The sequence below is a fragment of the Streptomyces sp. NPDC001530 genome (genome assembly GCF_042894545.1).
Classification (GTDB): Bacteria; Actinomycetota; Actinomycetes; order Streptomycetales; family Streptomycetaceae; genus Streptomyces.
On sequence record NZ_JBIAVS010000005.1, the window covers coordinates 223072 to 239387 of the forward strand.

A 16316-nucleotide genomic window follows, 5' to 3' on the forward strand; every position below is an offset into this window, starting at 1 on the left:
CCGACCTCCTGTAAATTCGCTGATGCGTACGAGAGTTACTGAGGCGAACGTGACGGGGGTTGCGGCGTGGCGGGGAACCGGCCGAAGGATTGGCATGTCCTGGACTTGGACAAGGACCCCACTCCCGGGGACCCGGATCGCGTCCGCCATCTGGCCAAGAACCTGCACGACTTCGCCGACGACGTATCGGATGCCCTTCGCCTGATCAAGGGGATGGCGGACGAGGACGCGGTCCTGAAGTGGGCGGGGAAGTCGGCGAAGGCGTTCCAGGACGAGTTCTCGGACGTGCCGAAGCAGCTGAAGAAGTTGAAGAAGTCGTACGAGATGGCGGGGGACGCCCTCACCGACTACTGGCCCAAGCTGGAGCGCGCCCAGGCACTGGCGGACAAGGCCCTGGCGAAGGGCCGCGAGGCGCAGTCGGACCTCTCCTCGGCCAAGTCCCGCCTTTCCTCGGCTGATTCGTGGGTGACGAAGGCCAACAAGGAAGCGGACAAGTACAAGGACGACCCGACCGGTAGCAAGGACGCCGAGAAGCCGGACGAGGCGAAGGTGCGGGCCGCGACCCGGGACGCGCAGCACGCCAAGTCCGCCCAGACCTCGGCCCAGTCGGATGTCACGTCCGCGAACAGTGCGCTGGACGCGGCGAAGAAGATGGCTGAGGACGCCCGCAAGATGCGGGAGGAGGCGGCGAAGACCGCCAAGGACAAGATCGACGAGGCCTCCGACGCGGGCATCCACAACCGCAAGTGGTGGGAGGAGGTCGGGGACTGGTTCTCCGACAACTGGGACACCATCGTCGCGGTCTGCAAGGTCGTCGTCGCGGTGGTCGGCATCATCGCGATGATCATCGGTGGTCCGATCCTCGGCGCCATCGTCCTCGTGGCCGCGCTCGTCGTCCTCGCGGACACGCTCAATAAATACGCGAAGGGTCAGGCCTCCCTGTGGGATGTCGCCTTCGCGGCGTTGGACTGCATACCCGGCGGCAAGGGCCTGACCAGCCTCGGCAAACTCGCCAAGGGCATGAAAGCCCTGGGTAAAGGCGGCCTCAAGGCCATGGCGAAGAGCCTGGGGAAGAAGGGCCTGCGCAAGGAGGCCGACGACGCCCTGGCCAAGAGCAAGCCCGGCAAGGGGCGCTGCTTGAACGGCGATCCCATCGACATGGTCTCCGGCGAGATGTTCATGGCCGAGACCGACGTCGAACTGCCTGGACTGCTTCCGCTGGTCCTACGGCGCACACACCTGTCGACGTACGCGTGTGGTCGTTCTTTCGGGCCGTCCTGGGCCTCCACTCTGGACGAACGCCTAGAGCTGGACGACCAGGGCGCCGCCTTCGCCACCGAGGACGGCATGATCCTCCTTTATCCGGTGCCGGAGCCCGGCACATCGGTGATGCCGTCGGAGGGTCCGCGCTGGCCGCTGGACTGGGACGGAGAGCCTGGCGCGCCTTTGCGCATCACCGACCCGATCAGCGGTGTCACACGCCATTTCTCCGCCCGGCAGCGACCCACGGCGGCCGACCACGCGTTCACATTGTTCATCGCCGCGATCACGGACCGCAACGGATACCGTGTCGACTTCGATCGTGATGCTGACGGAATCCCCGTCGCCGTTCGCGACTCGGGCGGCCACTACATCCATGTGGACACCGAGGGCGAGCGCGTCGCCGGCCTTCGCCTGCGTAATCCGGAAGACGGTCCCCGCGGCACCCTCCTGAGGCGCTTCGGTTACAGCCCCGATGGCGACCTCACGGAGGTGTACAACTCCAGTGGTCTGCCGCTGAAGCTCACGTACGACGATCGTGCGCGCATCACCTCGTGGACCGACCGCAACGGATCCTGGTACCGCTTCACCTACGACGACCAGGACCGGTGCATACGCGGGGAGGGCGCGGACGGACGTCTCTCCTGCTCCGTCGCGTACGACACTGAGGGCAGGGAGACGCGCTACACCGACGCGCTCGGCAACACCACGACGTACCGGTACAACGAGCTTCACCAGCTCGTCGCCGCGACCGACCCGCTCGGCAACACCACGTACTCCGAGTGGGACCGCTACGACCGCCTGCTCTCGCGGACGGACCCCCTCGGCCGGACGAGCCGCTACGTGTACGACGAGCTGGGCGCGCCGATCTCCGTCGTCCGGCCCGACGGCAGCTGTGAGTCGGCCGAGAACAACACGTTCGGACAGCCGGTCTCGGTCACCCAGGCCGACGGTCACGTCTGGCACATGGAGTACGACCCCCGTGGGAACCTGATCGCCGAAACGGATCCCACAGGGGCACGGGTCACCTACCGGTACGAAGAGAACGGCGCGCTCGGCGCGGTCACCGACGCCCTCGGTCGTACCGCCCTCCTGGAGACGGACGCGGCGGGCCTGACCGTCGCGTCCACCGACGCAGAGGGCGCGACCACGAGTTATGCGCGTAACGCGTTCGGCAGAGTCGTCGCCGAGACCGACCCGGACGGGTTCGTCACCCGGCTGAGCTGGACGCCGGAAGGCCTGCCAGCCCGGCGCGTCCTGCCCGACGGCAGCACGGAACGGCGTGTGTACGACGGTGAGGGCAACCTCGTCGAGCACGCGGACCCCCAGGGCCGGACCACCCGCTTCGAATACGGCGGGTTCGACCTCCTGGCAGCGCGTACCGACCCCGACGGTTCGCGTCTGGAGTTCGTCCACGACCGCGAGTTGCGCGTCACTTCGGTGATCAACCAGCAGGGTTCCGCGTGGAGTTACTTCTACGACGAAGCGGGACGGCTTGTCCGGGAGCGGGACTTCGGTGGACGCGAACAGAGCTACCGGTTCGACGGGGCCGGCCGCCTCGTCGGCCAGACCAACGGCGCAGGCGAGTCCATCGAGTACATCCGCGACCACTTCGGCAAGGTCACGGAACAGCGGACCCCGGAAGGCGTCACCGCGTACGCGTACGACGCCATCGGACAGGTACGGCGCGTGGTCAGCGGCGGCATGGAGCTCACGTACGAGCGGGACGCCCGCGGCCGGGTCGTCGCCGAGACGTGCAACGGGGCGACGGTGCGCTCGGACTACGACCTGCTGGGCAGGCGAGTCCGCCGTGTGACCCCGTCGAACGCCGAGAGCGTGTGGGAGTACGACGGACGCGACCGGCCGGTGTCGCTGCGGACGGCGGGCAGGACCGTCACGTTCGGGTACGACTCGGCGGGCCGGGAGATCGAACGCCGTGCGGGCGATGTCGTCCTGCGACAGACCTGGGACACGGCCGGCAGGCTGAGTTCGCAGACCGTCACCGCTGGGCCGGCTGATCCGGGGGGTCTGGGCGGACCGCGGCGCATCCAGCATCGCGCCTACCGCTACCAGCCGGACGGAACGATCGCCGCGATCAGGGATCTTCTCAACGGCGACCGTCGCGTCGACCACGACGTTTCGGGACGGGTCACCGGCGTGCGGGCGGCGACGTGGTCGGAACGCTACGCGTATGACGCGGGCGGCAACCTGAGCGAAGGCGAATGGTCGAACGACCTCCCCGTCCATCCCGTCCAGGGTGCGACGGAAGGGACCGTCCGCAGGGCTGGGGACATCGCCTACGAGTACGACGCCCAGGGCCGGGCGGTGGTCAGGCGGAGAAAACGCCTCTCGCGCAAGCCGGACGTATGGCGGTACCGCTGGGACAGCCAGGACCGCCTGGTCGGAGTGACCACTCCCGACGGCACCGAGTGGGCCTATGAATACGACCCTTTCGGTCGGCGCGTCGCGAAACGTCGGTTCGCCTCCGACGGCGTCACCGTGGTGGAGGAGGTGACCTTTGTCTGGGACGGCTTCGTTCCGGCTGAGCAGGTCGCCAGGTCGGGTGACAAGGCGCCCGTATGCACCGTGTGGGACTGGGAGCGGGACCGGTTCAGCCCGGTCACCCAGGTGGACAGGGTGCGGGCGGGCGAACTTTCCCAGGAGTGGGTGGACGATCGCTTCTACTCGATCGTCACCGACGTGGTCGGCACGCCCACCGAACTGTTCGACGAAGCAGGGGAGTTGGCCTGGCAAGCGCGAACCACGGTATGGGGCGCACAACTCGAGGACCGGCTGCCCGACGGGGGGCACTGTCCGCTGCGCTTCCCGGGCCAGTACCACGATCCTGAATCGGCGCTCAACTACAACTATCACCGCCACTACGACCCCGAGACCGGCCAGTACGCCTCCTTCGACCCTCTGGGCCTGGCGCCCGGGCCGAACCCCCGCACCTACGTGGCCGATCCCTTCACGGCCGTCGACCCCTTCGGGCTGGCGCCCTCCTGCGAGGATGCGGCACGGGACGCCGCCCGGCGGCGGGCCGACCTGGAGCAGCAGCGTCCGGGAGCCAGTAAGAAGACCAGGCCGACGAGCACGGCCGGACTATCGGTGCCGGGGCACGACCAGGTGTTCCACGGTGCGAGCCTCAAGGGCGGCGGCAGCCACAATCTCCACCCTGACGTGCAGGCCGCATACGATCGGGTCCCGCAAGCCATCAAGGACAGCGTCGGCGGAGCGCACTCGAAGTGCGGTGAGGCCGAAGCGCTGTCGGACGCCATGAAGGCGGGGGTGGATCCCCGGGGCGGAGTGAGCGCGGCCGTGAACGTTCGCGCGCCGGGCAACCCCATGCACAACACTCCGAAGGCGCCCTGTGCGTCCTGTCAGCATGTTCTTGATCAACTGGGTGTGAGGGCGGTGTTGTGAATGGGGAGTGACCAGACCACCTGGTCCTGGTCTTCGGAGACCGAAGGTGTGCTTCGCCGGGCGGGCTGGCGGCCGGACCGTGCGGTGCCGACGGACACGTGGGAGTGGATCCTGCGGGAGCGCGGTTCCTTCGTGCCCCACGACGCTGCTCGACGCTTCCTCCGTGCCTTCGGCGGGCTGGTGACGTACGGCTGGCCCGCCGACCCGGTCACGACCCGGTCGGCCATCCGGTTCGATCCCCTCCAGGCCGAGTGGGAGGACGAGACGTACGCCAGGATGAGTCGAGAGGCCGGGACTCCCCTGTACCCCGTGGGCAGGGCGGATGAAGGGAACAGCCGCCTGGGCATCGCCGAGGACGGTCGGCTCTACATCGCCGGGGACCGCGTGGAACTGCTCGGTGTGACCGTGGAACAGGCCCTGGACCGGCTGATCGCGGCACAGGGCGCCAGGGGTGTGCCCCGGACCGCCGACGTGCCCCCCGGCGGTGCCGAGGCGTTCTGGCGGCGGCTCGATGGCGTGGCCGCCGACGACGACGCGACCGAGCGGCGCTGGTCTGCCCAGACGCATCGCGTGCTGCGGGCGGGCGGCTGGTTTCCGGGCCGGTCGGTCCCCGTGACGACCTGGGAGAGCATCCTGCTGGAGTCCGGCGAGTACGAGATCCACGATGCCGCGCGCCGGTTCCTCGCGGAATTCGGTCACGTCGGGATCCCTCCCCGCGCCCCCCTGGACACCATGCCGTGGACGGACTTCCAGCTGGACCCGCTCCTGGCGATGTGGGACGCCGAGATCCTCGACGACCTCGGTGAGCAGGCCGGAGCCGATCTCTACCCTCTCGGCATGGTCGACCGCCGGAACCGGTACCTGGCGATGGCGGAGGACGGCGCGGTCTACATGGGCATGGATTCGGTCTCGCTGTGGGCCGCCACACCCGACGAGGCCCTGGAAAAGCTCACCAGGCCGGTCCGCCCAGAGGCTCTGCACTGATTCACGGGCGGGGCCGGACCTCGGGCCCCGGGTTTGACCCACGTCGCTCCCGAGGTATTCCCTCCAGCCCGATTGGCCAGCCCCCGCCGTGACCGACCTTGTCGGAACGCCCATCGAACTCCTCGACGAATCGGGAAACACCATCTGGCGCCTGCCCTCGACTTCGCCGAACACTCGATCGGGATCCAGGCGGACGCGATCGAGGCGAGGCTTCGAGCCGCGTGCCTCGAATACGTGGCGGCCGCTCGCGAGGCGGTCGGTATCGGCGATGGGTGCTGGCCGCGGTGCGGGGCACCGTGCAGGGCCGGACGCGACCCCGGCGCGGCTCCTTGGAGGCCAGTCCCGCGGTCCCAGCCGAGCCGGGTTTGACCTACGTCACCCTCGGGGTACGATCCTCGGCTCGATTGGCCAGCCCCCCGCCCCGTATGGCAGACTAACGGGGTTGCTCGGTCGAGTGCCGATGCTGCGCGCCTCCCGCCGGGAGGACTGGAAGCGAGTCCCACAGTACTCGTCGCTCCAACTGTCGGAAGGCAGCGCTGGGGCGGACGTACGGGAATCTTCCGGGAAGTGTCAGCGGGGTGCCGACCAGGCGCCCGGTGGGTGTCCAGCCCCCGGTCCTGCGGTTGCTTTTGGGCTGAGCCGCGTCCCTTGGCAGGGAAATCCACTACGGATATCTCTGTCAGCAGGAGCGCGACACGCCCGACCGCGTGGGTCGGAGGTAAGGGACGCGGACCCCCGGGTACCAGAGCGTTTTACGAGACAAAGGACTACTGAGTAGCCATGGCGGGACAGAAGATCCGCATCCGGCTCAAGGCCTACGACCACGAGGTCATCGACAGCTCGGCGAAGAAGATCGTCGAGACGGTGACCCGCACTGGTGCGTCGGTCGCGGGCCCGGTGCCGCTGCCCACTGAGAAGAACGTGTACTGCGTCATCAAGTCGCCGCACAAGTACAAGGACTCGCGCGAGCACTTCGAGATGCGCACGCACAAGCGCCTGATCGACATCCTCGACCCGACGCCCAAGACCGTTGACTCTCTGATGCGACTCGACCTCCCGGCCGGTGTCGACATCGAGATCAAGCTCTGAGGGCCGGTGATCTGAGAATGGCTAAGCAGATCAAGGGCATCCTGGGCGAGAAGCTCGGCATGACGCAGGTGTGGGACGAGAACAACCGTGTTGTTCCCGTCACCGTCGTCAAGGCCGGGCCCAATGTCGTGACCCAGGTTCGTACGAACGACACCGACGGCTACGAGTCGGTCCAGATCGCCTTCGGCGAGATCGACCCGCGCAAGGTGAACAAGCCCCTCAAGGGCCACTTCGCCAAGGCCGACGTCACCCCCCGTCGTCACCTCGTCGAGATCCGTACCGCTGACGCCAGCGAGTACACCCTCGGCCAGGAGATCACCGCCGAGACCTTCGAGGCCGGCGTCAAGGTGGACGTGACCGGCAAGAGCAAGGGCAAGGGCTTCGCCGGTGTCATGAAGCGTCACAACTTCAAGGGCCTCGGCGCCGGTCACGGCACCCAGCGCAAGCACCGCTCTCCCGGTTCCATCGGTGGCTGCGCCACCCCGGGCCGTGTGTTCAAGGGCCTCCGCATGGCGGGTCGTATGGGCAACGAGCGGGTCACCACCCAGAACCTGACCGTCCACGCCGTTGACGCGGAGAAGGGTCTGCTGCTCATCAAGGGCGCGGTTCCCGGTCCGAACGGCGGCCTCGTCCTGGTCCGCACCGCGGCCAAGGGGGCCTGAGGTAACCGATGAGCACTGTTGACATCCTTTCGCCGGCAGGCGACAAGACCGGGACGGTCGAGCTCCCCGCGGAGATCTTCGACGTCGAGAAGGTCAGCGTTCCGCTGCTTCACCAGGTCGTCGTCGCGCAGCTGGCCGCTGCCCGCCAGGGCACGCACAAGACCAAGACCCGCGGTGAAGTCCGTGGTGGTGGCAAGAAGCCTTACCGCCAGAAGGGCACCGGTCGCGCCCGTCAGGGTTCGACCCGCGCGCCGCAGTTCGCCGGTGGTGGCGTCGTGCACGGTCCCGTGCCGCGTGACTACTCGCAGCGGACCCCGAAGAAGATGAAGGCCGCGGCCCTGCGCCACGCCCTCACCGACCGGGCCCGCAACGCTCGTATCCACGTCGTCACCGGCGTGATCGAGGGCGAGACCCCCTCCACCAAGGCCGCCAAGAGCCTGCTCAGCAAGATCAGCGAGCGCAAGAACGTGCTCCTGGTCATCGAGCGCTCCGACGAGGCCGCGCTGCTTTCCGCGCGCAACCTGCCCCAGGTCCACATCCTGGAGCCGGGCCAGCTGAACACGTACGACGTTCTCGTCTCGGACGACGTGGTCTTCACCCAGGCCGCTTTCGAGTCCTTCGTGTCTGGCCCCAAGGCCGCTGACACCGAAGGGAGCGAAGCCTGATGGCTACGCGTCACCCGAGCATCGCCTCGAAGGCCGCCAAGGCCGCCAAGGCCGCGCGCGTCGCCAAGGCGAAGCGCCACGCCACCGAGGGCAAGAACACCGTCGAGACCCCGCTGAGCAAGTCCTTCACGGATCCCCGTGACGTGCTCCTCAAGCCGGTCGTCTCGGAGAAGAGCTACGCGCTGCTCGACGAGGGCAAGTACACCTTCGTCGTGGACCCGCGGGCCAACAAGACCCAGATCAAGGAGGCCGTCCAGGCGGTCTTCTCGGTCAAGGTCACCGGGGTCAACACGATCAACCGTCAGGGCAAGCGCAAGCGCACCCGCACCGGCTTCGGCAAGCGTGCGGACAGCAAGCGCGCGATCGTGACCCTCGCTGAGGGCGACCGTATCGACATCTTCGGCCAGGCCTCCTAACGGAGCGCCCTGGTCCGAATATCGGACGAGGACTGAGAAATGGGAATCCGCAAGTACAAGCCGACTACGCCGGGCCGCCGTGGCTCCAGCGTCGCCGACTTCGTCGAGGTCACGCGGTCCACGCCGGAGAAGTCGCTGGTCCGCCCGCTGCACAGCAAGGGCGGCCGTAACAACGCCGGTCGTGTGACCGTTCGCCACCAGGGTGGCGGACACAAGCGCGCCTTCCGAGTGATCGACTTCCGTCGTCACGACAAGGACGGCGTGCCGGCGAAGGTCGCGCACATCGAGTACGACCCCAACCGCACCGCGCGCATCGCGCTGCTGCACTACGCCGACGGCGAGAAGCGCTACATCCTCGCCCCGCGCAACCTGCAGCAGGGTGACCGCGTCGAGAACGGTCCCGGGGCCGACATCAAGCCGGGCAACAACCTGGCCCTCCGCAACATCCCGGTCGGTACCACGATCCACGCGATCGAGCTCCGTCCCGGTGGCGGTGCCAAGTTCGCCCGCTCCGCCGGTACCTCCGTGCAGCTGCTCGCGAAGGAGGGCCAGATGGCTCACCTCCGCATGCCCTCCGGTGAGATCCGCCTGGTCGACGTGCGCTGCCGCGCCACCGTCGGCGAGGTCGGCAACGCCGAGCAGAGCAACATCAACTGGGGTAAGGCCGGCCGCAAGCGCTGGCTGGGCGTTCGCCCGACCGTTCGCGGTGTGGCGATGAACCCGGTTGACCACCCGCACGGTGGTGGTGAGGGCAAGACCTCCGGTGGTCGCCACCCGGTCTCCCCGTGGGGTCAGAAGGAAGGTCGTACTCGTTCGCCCAAGAAGGCTTCGAACAAGTACATCGTCCGCCGCCGCAAGACGAACAAGAAGCGCTAGGAGCGGGTTTAGATGCCGCGCAGTCTCAAGAAGGGGCCCTTCGTCGACGACCACCTGATCAAGAAGGTGGACGCCCAGAACGAAGCCGGTTCCAAGAACGTCATCAAGACCTGGTCCCGTCGCTCGATGATCATCCCGGCCATGCTCGGCCACACGATCGCGGTGCACAACGGCAAGACCCACATTCCGGTGTTTGTCACCGAGTCGATGGTCGGCCACAAGCTCGGCGAGTTCTCGCCGACGCGCACCTTCCGGGGTCACGTCAAGGACGACCGGAAGTCGAAGCGCCGCTAACGCGGGGTGGAATGACCATGACAGACACTGGAAGGACAACCATGGAAGCCAGGGCCCAGGCGCGGTACATCCGCGTTACGCCCATGAAGGCCCGCCGCGTGGTGGACCTTATCCGTGGCATGGATGCCACGGAGGCTCAGGCGGTCCTGCGTTTCGCCCCGCAGGCCGCGAGCGTGCCGGTCGGCAAGGTGCTGGACAGCGCCATCGCCAACGCCGCGCACAACTACGACCACACCGACGCCGACAGCCTCTTCGTCTCCGAGGCGTACGTCGACGAGGGCCCGACCCTGAAGCGGTTCCGGCCGCGTGCCCAGGGCCGCGCCTACCGGATCCGCAAGCGGACCAGCCACATCACCGTGGTCGTCAGCAGCAAGGAAGGAACCCGGTAATGGGCCAGAAGGTTAACCCGCATGGGTTCCGGCTCGGTGTCACCACGGACTTCAAGTCCCGGTGGTACGCCGACAAGCTGTACAAGGACTACGTCAAGGAAGACGTCGCCATCCGTCGGATGATGACGTCCGGCATGGAGCGCGCCGGCATCTCGAAGGTTGAGATCGAGCGCACCCGTGACCGCGTGCGGGTGGACATCCACACCGCGCGTCCGGGCATCGTCATCGGCCGCCGTGGCGCCGAGGCCGACCGCATCCGCGGCGACCTCGAGAAGCTCACGGGCAAGCAGGTCCAGCTGAACATCCTCGAGGTCAAGAACCCCGAGACCGACGCTCAGCTGGTTGCTCAGGCCGTTGCCGAGCAGCTGTCCTCCCGCGTCTCCTTCCGCCGTGCCATGCGCAAGAGCATGCAGTCGGCGATGAAGGCGGGCGCCAAGGGCATCAAGATCCAGTGCGGTGGCCGTCTCGGCGGCGCCGAGATGTCCCGCTCGGAGTTCTACCGCGAGGGCCGTGTGCCCCTGCACACGCTTCGCGCGAACGTCGACTACGGCTTCTTCGAGGCCAAGACGACCTTCGGCCGTATCGGTGTGAAGGTCTGGATCTACAAGGGCGACGTCAAGAACATCGCCGAGGTCCGCGCCGAGAACGCCGCTGCCCGCGCCGGCAACCGCCCGGCCCGTGGTGGCGCTGACCGCCCGGCCGGCCGTGGTGGCCGCGGTGGCGAGCGTGGCGGTCGCGGTCGTAAGCCGCAGCAGCAGTCCGCGCCGGCTGCCGAGGCCCCCAAGGCCGAGGCTCCCGCCGCCGCTGCCGCTCCGGCTGAGAGCACCGGAACGGAGGCCTGACCGACATGCTGATCCCCCGTAGGGTCAAGCACCGCAAGCAGCACCACCCCAAGCGCCGTGGTCAGGCCAAGGGCGGTACGCAGGTTTCGTTCGGCGAGTACGGCATTCAGGCCCTCACGCCGGCGTACGTGACCAACCGCCAGATCGAGGCGGCTCGTATCGCGATGACCCGCCACATCAAGCGTGGTGGCAAGGTCTGGATCAACATCTACCCGGACCGCCCGCTGACGAAGAAGCCCGCCGAGACCCGCATGGGTTCCGGTAAGGGTTCCCCCGAGTGGTGGGTCGCGAACGTGCACCCGGGCCGGGTCATGTTCGAGCTGTCCTACCCCAACGAGAAGATCGCCCGTGAGGCCCTGACTCGCGCAGCCCACAAGCTGCCGATGAAGTGCCGGATCGTCAAGCGCGAGGCAGGTGAAGCGTGATGTCGGCCGGTACCAAGGCGTCCGAGCTGCGCGAACTGGGTGACGAGGAGCTTCTCGCGAAGCTTCGCGAAGCCAAGGAAGAGCTGTTCAACCTCCGCTTCCAGGCGGCGACCGGTCAGCTCGAGAACCACGGTCGGCTGAAGGCCGTCCGTAAGGACATCGCGCGGATCTACACCCTGATGCGTGAGCGCGAGCTGGGCATCGAGACGGTGGAGAGCGCCTGATGAGCGAGAGCAACGTGACTGAGCAGAACACCGAGGCGCGCGGATTCCGCAAGACCCGCGAGGGTCTGGTCGTCAGCGACAAGATGGACAAGACCGTCGTCGTCGCCGTCGAGGACCGCGTGAAGCACGCCCTGTACGGCAAGGTCATCCGCCGTACGAGCAAGCTCAAGGCCCACGACGAGCAGAACGCCGCGGGTGTCGGCGACCGCGTCCTCCTCATGGAGACCCGGCCGCTGTCCGCGACGAAGCGCTGGCGCATCGTCGAGATCCTCGAGAAGGCCAAGTAATTACCTGAGGGGTTTCCCTCAGGTTCGTTCCGCCAGGCTCGGCAGGGGCCCAACTCCCGTACGGGACACGGCCCCTGCCGGGAACCGGCAGACAATCAGGAGATAGACGTGATCCAGCAGGAGTCGCGACTGCGTGTCGCCGACAACACTGGTGCGAAGGAAATCCTTTGCATCCGTGTGCTCGGTGGCTCCGGTCGCCGCTACGCGGGCATCGGTGACGTCATCGTCGCCACCGTCAAGGACGCGATCCCCGGTGGCAACGTGAAGAAGGGTGACGTCGTCAAGGCGGTCATCGTTCGCACCGTCAAGGAGCGCCGCCGTCCGGACGGCTCGTACATCCGCTTCGACGAGAACGCCGCCGTCATTCTGAAGAACGACGGTGACCCTCGCGGCACCCGCATCTTCGGCCCGGTCGGGCGTGAGCTGCGCGAGAAGAAGTTCATGAAGATCATCTCGCTGGCTCCGGAGGTGCTGTAAGCATGAAGATCAAGAAGGGCGACCTGGTCCAGGTCATCACCGGTAAGGACAAGGGCAAGCAGGGCAAGGTCATTGCCGCTTACCCGCGCGACGAGCGCGTCCTGGTCGAGGGTGTCAACCGGGTCAAGAAGCACACCAAGGCCGGCCCGACCGCCAAGGGTTCGCAGGCCGGTGGCATCGTCACGACCGAGGCCCCGATCCACGTCTCCAACGTCCAGCTGGTCGTGGAGAAGGACGGCAACAAGGTCGTCACGCGCGTCGGTTACCGCTTCGACGACGAGGGCAACAAGATCCGCGTTGCCAAGCGGACGGGTGAGGACATCTGATGGCTACCACCACCACTCCGCGTCTCAAGACGAAGTACCGCGAGGAGATCGCGGGCAAGCTGCGTGAGGAGTTCTCGTACGAGAACGTCATGCAGGTTCCCGGCCTCGTCAAGATCGTGGTCAACATGGGTGTGGGCGACGCCGCCCGCGACTCCAAGCTGATCGAGGGCGCCATCCGCGACCTCACCACGATCACCGGTCAGAAGCCGGCCGTCACCAAGGCCCGCAAGTCCATCGCGCAGTTCAAGCTGCGTGAGGGTCAGCCGATCGGTGCCCACGTCACGCTCCGTGGCGACCGCATGTGGGAGTTCCTGGACCGCACCCTGTCGCTCGCGCTGCCGCGCATCCGCGACTTCCGCGGCCTGTCCCCCAAGCAGTTCGACGGCCGTGGCAACTACACCTTCGGTCTCACGGAGCAGGTCATGTTCCACGAGATCGACCAGGACAAGATCGACCGCGTCCGGGGTATGGACATCACCGTGGTGACCACGGCGACCAACGACGCTGAGGGCCGTGCCCTTCTCCGTCACCTCGGCTTCCCGTTCAAGGAGGCGTAAGCGAGATGGCGAAGAAGGCTCTCATTGCCAAGGCTGCTCGTAAGCCCAAGTTCGGTGTGCGCGCGTACACCCGCTGCCAGCGCTGCGGCCGTCCGCACTCCGTGTACCGCAAGTTCGGCCTGTGCCGCGTCTGCCTTCGTGAGATGGCTCACCGTGGCGAGCTGCCGGGCGTGACCAAGAGCTCCTGGTAATCCCGTAATTCGGGATTCCAGAGGCTCTCGGTAAGCAAAGGGCTCTGTCAGGTGCCCACCCCTCCATGGCTTAGGCTAGGAGGGTTGGGCGCCTGACGCCCGTACGACTTACTACGCCGTAGGTCCCCGCACCGCACCCGTCCCGCCTCTGAGCGGGGAGAGGGATGGCGCATACAGGAAACCCCGGCGAGAGAGGCCGAAGGCCAATTCATGACCATGACTGATCCGATCGCAGACATGCTTACGCGTCTGCGTAACGCGAACTCGGCATACCACGACTCTGTGTCGATGCCGCACAGCAAGATCAAGTCGCACATCGCGGAGATCCTCCAGCAGGAGGGCTTCATCACGGGCTGGCGTGTCGAGGACGCCGAGGTCGGCAAGAACCTCGTCCTCGAGCTGAAGTTCGGCCCGAACCGTGAGCGCTCCATCGCGGGCATCAAGCGGATCTCCAAGCCCGGTCTCCGGGTTTACGCGAAGTCCACCAACCTGCCGAAGGTGCTCGGCGGCCTCGGCGTGGCGATCATCTCCACGTCCCACGGGCTCCTCACCGACAAGCAGGCCGGCAAGAAGGGCGTAGGCGGAGAAGTTCTCGCCTACGTCTGGTAACGGAAGGGAACGGAGGAAACAGCTATGTCGCGTATTGGCAAGCTCCCCATCACGGTTCCCGCCGGCGTGGACGTCACCATCGACGGCCGTACGGTCCAGGTGAAGGGCCCCAAGGGCTCGCTCTCCCACACCATTGCGGCGCCGATCGAGATCGCTAAGGGCGAGGACGGCGTGCTGAACGTCACCCGCCCGAACGACGAGCGTCAGAACAAGGCCCTCCACGGCCTGTCCCGCACGCTGGTGGCGAACATGATCACCGGCGTGACCCAGGGTTACGTGAAGAAGCTCGAGATCAGCGGTGTCGGTTACCGCGTCCTGGCGAAGGGCTCCAACCTGGAGTTCTCGCTCGGCTACAGCCACCCGATCACCGTCGAGGCCCCCGAGGGCATCACCTTCAAGGTGGAGGCCCCCACCCGTTTCTCGGTCGAGGGCATCGACAAGCAGAAGGTCGGCGAGGTTGCGGCCAACATCCGCAAGCTGCGCAAGCCTGACCCGTACAAGGCCAAGGGCGTCAAGTACGAGGGCGAAGTCATCCGCCGCAAGGTCGGAAAGGCGGGTAAGTAAGCCATGGCATACGGTGTCAAGATTGCTAAGGGCGACGCTTACAAGCGTGCTGCCATCAAGCGTCGTCACATCCGGATCCGTAAGCACATCTCGGGTACGGCTGAGCGTCCGCGCCTGGTCGTGACGCGCTCGAACCGCCACATCGTGGCCCAGGTCATCGACGACGTTAAGGGTCACACCCTGGCGTCGGCGTCGACCCTGGACACCACGATCCGTGGTGGCGAGGCCGACAAGTCCGCGCAGGCCAAGCAGGTCGGCGCCCTGGTCGCCGAGCGTGCCAAGGCTGCCGGTGTCGAGGCTGTCGTATTCGACCGTGGTGGCAACCAGTACGCCGGGCGCATCGCCGCCCTGGCGGACGCCGCCCGCGAAGCCGGACTCAAGTTCTGAGTCGCCCGTCGCGCAGCGACTGATTGATGCTGCGTAGCTAGCGGAAAAAGAGAGAGGTAATCCAATGGCTGGACCCCAGCGCCGCGGTGGCGGTGCCGGTGGCGGCGAGCGGCGGGACCGGAAGGGCCGTGACGGCGGCGCAGCTGCCGCCGAGAAGACCGCGTACGTTGAGCGCGTTGTCGCGATCAACCGCGTCGCCAAGGTTGTGAAGGGTGGTCGTCGCTTCAGCTTCACCGCGCTGGTCGTGGTGGGCGACGGTGACGGCACCGTGGGTGTCGGTTACGGCAAGGCCAAGGAGGTGCCGGCCGCCATCGCCAAGGGTGTGGAGGAGGCCAAGAAGCACTTCTTCAAGGTCCCCCGTATCCAGGGCACCATCCCTCACCCCATCCAGGGTGAGAAGGCCGCGGGCGTCGTCCTGCTCAAGCCGGCTTCGCCGGGTACCGGTGTTATCGCCGGTGGTCCCGTGCGTGCCGTCCTCGAGTGCGCCGGCGTTCACGACATCCTGTCGAAGTCCCTGGGCTCCGACAACGCGATCAACATCGTGCACGCGACCGTGGCGGCCCTCAAGGGCCTGCAGCGTCCCGAGGAGATCGCGGCTCGCCGTGGTCTGCCCCTCGAGGACGTCGCCCCCGCGGCTCTTCTCCGTGCGCGTGCCGGGGCTGGTGCGTAATGGCGCAGCTCAAGATCACGCAGGTGAAGTCGTACATCGGCAGTAAGCAGAACCACCGTGACACCCTGCGCTCCCTTGGTCTCAAGGGCATCAACACGCAGGTCGTCAAGGAGGACCGCCCCGAGTTCCGCGGCATGGTGCACACCGTCCGCCACCTCGTGACGGTCGAGGAGGTCGACTGATCATGGCGGAGAACAACCCGCTCAAGATCCACAACCTCCGTCCCGCCCCGGGCGCCAAGACCGCCAAGACCCGTGTGGGTCGTGGTGAGGCGTCGAAGGGTAAGACGGCCGGTCGTGGTACCAAGGGCACGAAGGCCCGCTACCAGGTTCCGGAGCGCTTCGAGGGTGGGCAGATGCCCCTCCACATGCGTCTTCCGAAGCTGAAGGGCTTCAAGAACCCGTTCAAGACCGAGTACCAGGTCGTGAACCTCGACAAGCTGGCCGCGCTCTACCCCGAGGGTGGCGAGGTCACGGTCGAGGGTCTCGTGGCCAAGGGTGCCGTGCGCAAGAACAGCCTCGTCAAGGTCCTCGGCCAGGGCGAGATCTCCGTGGCGCTGCAGGTGACGGTCGACGCCGTCTCCGGCTCCGCCAAGGAGAAGATCACCGCCGCCGGCGGTACCGTCACCGAGCTCGTCTGACCTCATCAGGCGTCTCGATGACTTGAGCGATCCCGACCGGGGATGCCCCACAAATGGGG

The 16316-nt window shown here is 67.0% G+C and carries 23 protein-coding genes; all 23 read left to right on the plus strand.

Annotated elements, in window-relative coordinates:
- The first annotated feature begins 66 nt into the window (after positions 1 to 66).
- The 23 genes from ACFY0T_RS11645 (at position 67) to rplO (ending at position 16257) form a co-directional block, all read left to right on the plus strand.
- A complete protein-coding gene (locus ACFY0T_RS11645) occupies positions 67 to 4683 on the plus strand; it encodes a DUF6531 domain-containing protein (RefSeq protein WP_388867659.1) in 4617 nt (1538 codons plus the stop codon).
- Positions 4684 to 5667: an SUKH-3 domain-containing protein gene (locus ACFY0T_RS11650; protein WP_388867661.1), complete on the plus strand. Its 984-nt coding sequence runs from the start codon at positions 4684 to 4686 to the stop codon at positions 5665 to 5667.
- 780 nt (positions 5668 to 6447) lie between these two features.
- The gene (gene rpsJ, locus ACFY0T_RS11655) at positions 6448 to 6756 is read left to right on the plus strand and encodes a 30S ribosomal protein S10 (protein ID WP_003948644.1); all 309 of its coding nucleotides are present in this window, start codon (positions 6448 to 6450) and stop codon (positions 6754 to 6756) included.
- A gap of 17 nt (positions 6757 to 6773) precedes the next feature.
- A complete protein-coding gene (rplC, locus tag ACFY0T_RS11660) occupies positions 6774 to 7418 on the plus strand; it encodes a 50S ribosomal protein L3 (RefSeq protein WP_355782961.1) in 645 nt (214 codons plus the stop codon).
- An 8-nt stretch (positions 7419 to 7426) separates the two neighbouring features.
- Positions 7427 to 8083 (plus strand): 50S ribosomal protein L4, encoded by a 657-nt coding sequence (gene rplD, locus ACFY0T_RS11665; RefSeq protein WP_388867664.1) that lies wholly within the window; start codon positions 7427 to 7429, stop codon positions 8081 to 8083.
- The gene (gene rplW, locus ACFY0T_RS11670) at positions 8083 to 8499 is read left to right on the plus strand and encodes a 50S ribosomal protein L23 (RefSeq protein ID WP_151482633.1); all 417 of its coding nucleotides are present in this window, start codon (positions 8083 to 8085) and stop codon (positions 8497 to 8499) included. The genes rplD and rplW overlap by 1 nt, the downstream gene beginning before the upstream one ends.
- Before the next feature lie 39 nt (positions 8500 to 8538).
- Positions 8539 to 9375 (plus strand): 50S ribosomal protein L2, encoded by an 837-nt coding sequence (rplB, locus tag ACFY0T_RS11675; RefSeq protein ID WP_099500625.1) that lies wholly within the window; start codon positions 8539 to 8541, stop codon positions 9373 to 9375.
- A 12-nt stretch (positions 9376 to 9387) separates the two neighbouring features.
- On the plus strand, positions 9388 to 9669 hold the full coding sequence (gene rpsS / locus ACFY0T_RS11680; RefSeq protein WP_010986346.1) for a 30S ribosomal protein S19: 282 nt from the start codon (positions 9388 to 9390) through the stop codon (positions 9667 to 9669).
- Positions 9670 to 9710: 41 nt separating this feature from the next.
- Positions 9711 to 10058: a 50S ribosomal protein L22 gene (rplV, locus tag ACFY0T_RS11685; RefSeq protein ID WP_023547379.1), complete on the plus strand. Its 348-nt coding sequence runs from the start codon at positions 9711 to 9713 to the stop codon at positions 10056 to 10058.
- Positions 10058 to 10900, plus strand: a complete 843-nt coding sequence (gene rpsC / locus ACFY0T_RS11690; protein ID WP_189190334.1) for a 30S ribosomal protein S3 — start codon at positions 10058 to 10060, stop codon at positions 10898 to 10900. The genes rplV and rpsC overlap by 1 nt, the downstream gene beginning before the upstream one ends.
- A 5-nt stretch (positions 10901 to 10905) precedes the next feature.
- Positions 10906 to 11325, plus strand: coding sequence for a 50S ribosomal protein L16 (gene rplP / locus ACFY0T_RS11695; RefSeq protein ID WP_099500627.1), 420 nt, complete (start codon positions 10906 to 10908; stop codon positions 11323 to 11325).
- Entirely contained in the window at positions 11325 to 11549 is a 225-nt protein-coding gene (gene rpmC / locus ACFY0T_RS11700) for a 50S ribosomal protein L29 (RefSeq protein WP_003998824.1), read from the plus strand. Before rplP ends, rpmC begins: the two co-directional genes overlap by 1 nt.
- Entirely contained in the window at positions 11549 to 11836 is a 288-nt protein-coding gene (gene rpsQ / locus ACFY0T_RS11705; protein ID WP_388867669.1) for a 30S ribosomal protein S17, read from the plus strand. The genes rpmC and rpsQ overlap by 1 nt, the downstream gene beginning before the upstream one ends.
- Positions 11837 to 11944: 108 nt before the next feature.
- On the plus strand, positions 11945 to 12313 hold the full coding sequence (gene rplN, locus ACFY0T_RS11710; protein WP_003998823.1) for a 50S ribosomal protein L14: 369 nt from the start codon (positions 11945 to 11947) through the stop codon (positions 12311 to 12313).
- Between the two features lie 2 nt (positions 12314 to 12315).
- A complete protein-coding gene (rplX, locus tag ACFY0T_RS11715; RefSeq protein WP_030046380.1) occupies positions 12316 to 12639 on the plus strand; it encodes a 50S ribosomal protein L24 in 324 nt (107 codons plus the stop codon).
- On the plus strand, positions 12639 to 13196 hold the full coding sequence (gene rplE, locus ACFY0T_RS11720) for a 50S ribosomal protein L5 (protein WP_019329632.1): 558 nt from the start codon (positions 12639 to 12641) through the stop codon (positions 13194 to 13196). Before rplX ends, rplE begins: the two co-directional genes overlap by 1 nt.
- Before the next feature lie 5 nt (positions 13197 to 13201).
- Complete coding sequence (locus tag ACFY0T_RS11725; RefSeq protein WP_003956452.1) at positions 13202 to 13387, plus strand: type Z 30S ribosomal protein S14; 186 nt, start codon at positions 13202 to 13204, stop codon at positions 13385 to 13387.
- Between the two features lie 210 nt (positions 13388 to 13597).
- Positions 13598 to 13996 carry a 30S ribosomal protein S8 gene (gene rpsH / locus ACFY0T_RS11730; protein ID WP_055706474.1) on the plus strand — a complete coding sequence of 133 codons (399 nt, stop codon included), beginning with the start codon at positions 13598 to 13600 and terminating at the stop codon, positions 13994 to 13996.
- A 24-nt stretch (positions 13997 to 14020) separates the two neighbouring features.
- Entirely contained in the window at positions 14021 to 14560 is a 540-nt protein-coding gene (gene rplF / locus ACFY0T_RS11735) for a 50S ribosomal protein L6 (protein WP_369248584.1), read from the plus strand.
- Positions 14561 to 14563: 3 nt separating this feature from the next.
- Entirely contained in the window at positions 14564 to 14947 is a 384-nt protein-coding gene (rplR, locus tag ACFY0T_RS11740; RefSeq protein WP_369248585.1) for a 50S ribosomal protein L18, read from the plus strand.
- 64 nt (positions 14948 to 15011) lie between these two features.
- Complete coding sequence (gene rpsE / locus ACFY0T_RS11745; protein ID WP_016645168.1) at positions 15012 to 15617, plus strand: 30S ribosomal protein S5; 606 nt, start codon at positions 15012 to 15014, stop codon at positions 15615 to 15617.
- On the plus strand, positions 15617 to 15799 hold the full coding sequence (rpmD, locus tag ACFY0T_RS11750) for a 50S ribosomal protein L30 (protein ID WP_003974250.1): 183 nt from the start codon (positions 15617 to 15619) through the stop codon (positions 15797 to 15799). The genes rpsE and rpmD overlap by 1 nt, the downstream gene beginning before the upstream one ends.
- Positions 15800 to 15801: 2 nt before the next feature.
- Complete coding sequence (rplO, locus tag ACFY0T_RS11755) at positions 15802 to 16257, plus strand: 50S ribosomal protein L15 (protein WP_067018996.1); 456 nt, start codon at positions 15802 to 15804, stop codon at positions 16255 to 16257.
- Positions 16258 to 16316: the final 59 nt, after the last annotated feature.